This is a genomic window from Sutcliffiella cohnii (assembly GCF_002250055.1).
Classification (GTDB): domain Bacteria; phylum Bacillota; class Bacilli; order Bacillales; family Bacillaceae_I; genus Sutcliffiella; species Sutcliffiella cohnii.
This window is the reverse complement of sequence record NZ_CP018866.1, coordinates 4692501-4695000: the sequence shown is the minus strand read 5'-3', so window position 1 is coordinate 4695000 and position 2500 is coordinate 4692501. Positions and strand designations below refer to the sequence as shown.

Genomic DNA, 2500 nt, shown 5'->3' with positions numbered 1-2500 from the left:
GGGTGAAGGGACTCGAACCCCCACGTCAAAGACACTAGATCCTAAGTCTAGCGCGTCTGCCAATTCCGCCACACCCGCGTAGATGGTGTGCCATGAAGGACTCGAACCTTCGACCCTCTGATTAAAAGTCAGATGCTCTACCGACTGAGCTAATGGCACTTAATTATTATTCTGCCTAAATCTTAATACTACTGTAAGAATAATGCTATTCGAAGAAGTATTTGCTTTAGACGTCCATGCCTCAGGATGTCACTTCAAGTAGCAGCTCGGCATGTACGCTGAAGCTAATGCTTCGTAGCTTATTCCGACGTGCTCTACCGACTGAGCTAATGGCACTAAAGATGGTGCCGGCGATAGGAGTCGAACCCACGACCTACTGATTACAAGTCAGTTGCTCTACCAACTGAGCTACACCGGCATATATAACTTAAATGATTAATAGTTATGGTGGAGGATGACGGGATCGAACCGCCGACCCCCTGCTTGTAAGGCAGGTGCTCTCCCAGCTGAGCTAATCCTCCGTTATAACAGCCTGGCAACGTCCTACTCTCGCAGGGGGACAGCCCCCAACTACCATCGGCGCTGAAGAGCTTAACTTCCGTGTTCGGTATGGGAACGGGTGTGACCTCTTCGCCATCATTACCAGACTATTTGATTGACAAGAATAATTATATTCACTTTTCATAAAAAATCAAGTGTTTTTTTATTCTTTCAAAACTAGATAATATATTTTCATCAAGATCATTCGTATCGTTCATTAAAATTGGTTAAGTCCTCGATCGATTAGTATTCGTCAGCTACACATGTCGCCACGCTTCCACCTCGAACCTATCAACCTGATCATCTTTCAGGGATCTTACTAGCTTGCGCTAAAGGAAATCTCATCTTGAGGGGGGCTTCATGCTTAGATGCTTTCAGCACTTATCCCGTCCGCACGTAGCTACCCAGCTATGCCTTTGGCAAGACAACTGGTACACCAGCGGTGCGTCCATCCCGGTCCTCTCGTACTAAGGACAGCTCCTCTCAAATTTCCTACGCCCACGACGGATAGGGACCGAACTGTCTCACGACGTTCTGAACCCAGCTCGCGTACCGCTTTAATGGGCGAACAGCCCAACCCTTGGGACCGACTACAGCCCCAGGATGCGATGAGCCGACATCGAGGTGCCAAACCTCCCCGTCGATGTGGACTCTTGGGGGAGATAAGCCTGTTATCCCCGGGGTAGCTTTTATCCGTTGAGCGATGGCCCTTCCATGCGGAACCACCGGATCACTAAGCCCGACTTTCGTCCCTGCTCGACTTGTAGGTCTCGCAGTCAAGCTCCCTTGTGCCTTTACACTCTACGAATGATTTCCAACCATTCTGAGGGAACCTTTGGGCGCCTCCGTTACTCTTTAGGAGGCGACCGCCCCAGTCAAACTGCCCACCTGACACTGTCTCCCGAGCCGATAAGGCTCGCGGGTTAGAATTTCAATACAGCCAGGGTAGTATCCCACCGACGCCTCCACCGAAGCTAGCGCTCCGGCTTCTCAGGCTCCTACCTATCCTGTACAAGCTGTACCAAAATTCAATATCAGGCTACAGTAAAGCTCCACGGGGTCTTTCCGTCCTGTCGCGGGTAACCTGCATCTTCACAGGTACTATAATTTCACCGAGTCTCTGGTTGAGACAGTGCCCAGATCGTTACGCCTTTCGTGCGGGTCGGAACTTACCCGACAAGGAATTTCGCTACCTTAGGACCGTTATAGTTACGGCCGCCGTTTACTGGGGCTTCGGTTCAAAGCTTCGCGCCGAAGCGCTAACCTTTCCCCTTAACCTTCCAGCACCGGGCAGGCGTCAGCCCCTATACTTCGCCTTACGGCTTCGCAGAGACCTGTGTTTTTGCTAAACAGTCGCCTGGGCCTATTCACTGCGGCTCTCTCGGGCTTTAACACCCTAACAGAGCACCCCTTCTCCCGAAGTTACGGGGTCATTTTGCCGAGTTCCTTAACCAGAGTTCTCTCGCTCACCTTAGGATTCTCTCCTCGCCTACCTGTGTCGGTTTGCGGTACGGGCACCATATTCCTCGCTAGAAGCTTTTCTTGGCAGTGTGGAATCAGGAACTTCGGTACTATATTTCCCTCGCCATCACAGCTCAGCCTTTAGGATAAGCGGATTTGCCTACTTATCCAGCCTAACTGCTTGGACGCACATATCCAACAGTGCGCTTACCCTATCCTCCTGCGTCCCTCCATCGCTCAAACGGAATGAGGTGGTACAGGAATATCAACCTGTTATCCATCGCCTACGCCTTTCGGCCTCGGCTTAGGTCCCGACTAACCCTGAGCGGACGAGCCTTCCTCAGGAAACCTTAGGCATTCGGTGGAAGGGATTCTCACCCTTCTTTCGCTACTCATACCGGCATTCTCACTTCTAAGCGCTCCACCAGTCCTTACGGTCTAGCTTCAACGCCCTTAGAACGCTCTCCTACCACTGTTCGTAAGAACAGTCCGCAGCTTC

The 2500-nt window shown here is 51.3% G+C and carries 4 tRNA genes and 2 rRNA genes (2 of these 6 only partly in view); all 6 read right to left on the bottom strand.

The features are described from left to right. Positions 1–78: transfer RNA gene (locus tag BC6307_RS23480), tRNA-Leu, on the bottom strand (it extends 3 nt beyond the left edge of the window). A gap of 5 nt (positions 79–83) precedes the next feature. Beyond that, positions 84–159, bottom strand: a tRNA-Lys gene (locus BC6307_RS23475). 183 nt (positions 160–342) lie between these two features. Then, positions 343–418 (bottom strand) — tRNA-Thr (locus BC6307_RS23470). A gap of 27 nt (positions 419–445) precedes the next feature. Next, positions 446–521, bottom strand: a tRNA-Val gene (locus BC6307_RS23465). A gap of 9 nt (positions 522–530) precedes the next feature. After that, a 5S ribosomal RNA gene (gene rrf / locus BC6307_RS23460) occupies positions 531–647 on the bottom strand. A gap of 116 nt (positions 648–763) precedes the next feature. Further along, positions 764–2500 (bottom strand): 23S ribosomal RNA (locus tag BC6307_RS23455); it runs 1198 nt beyond the window's last position.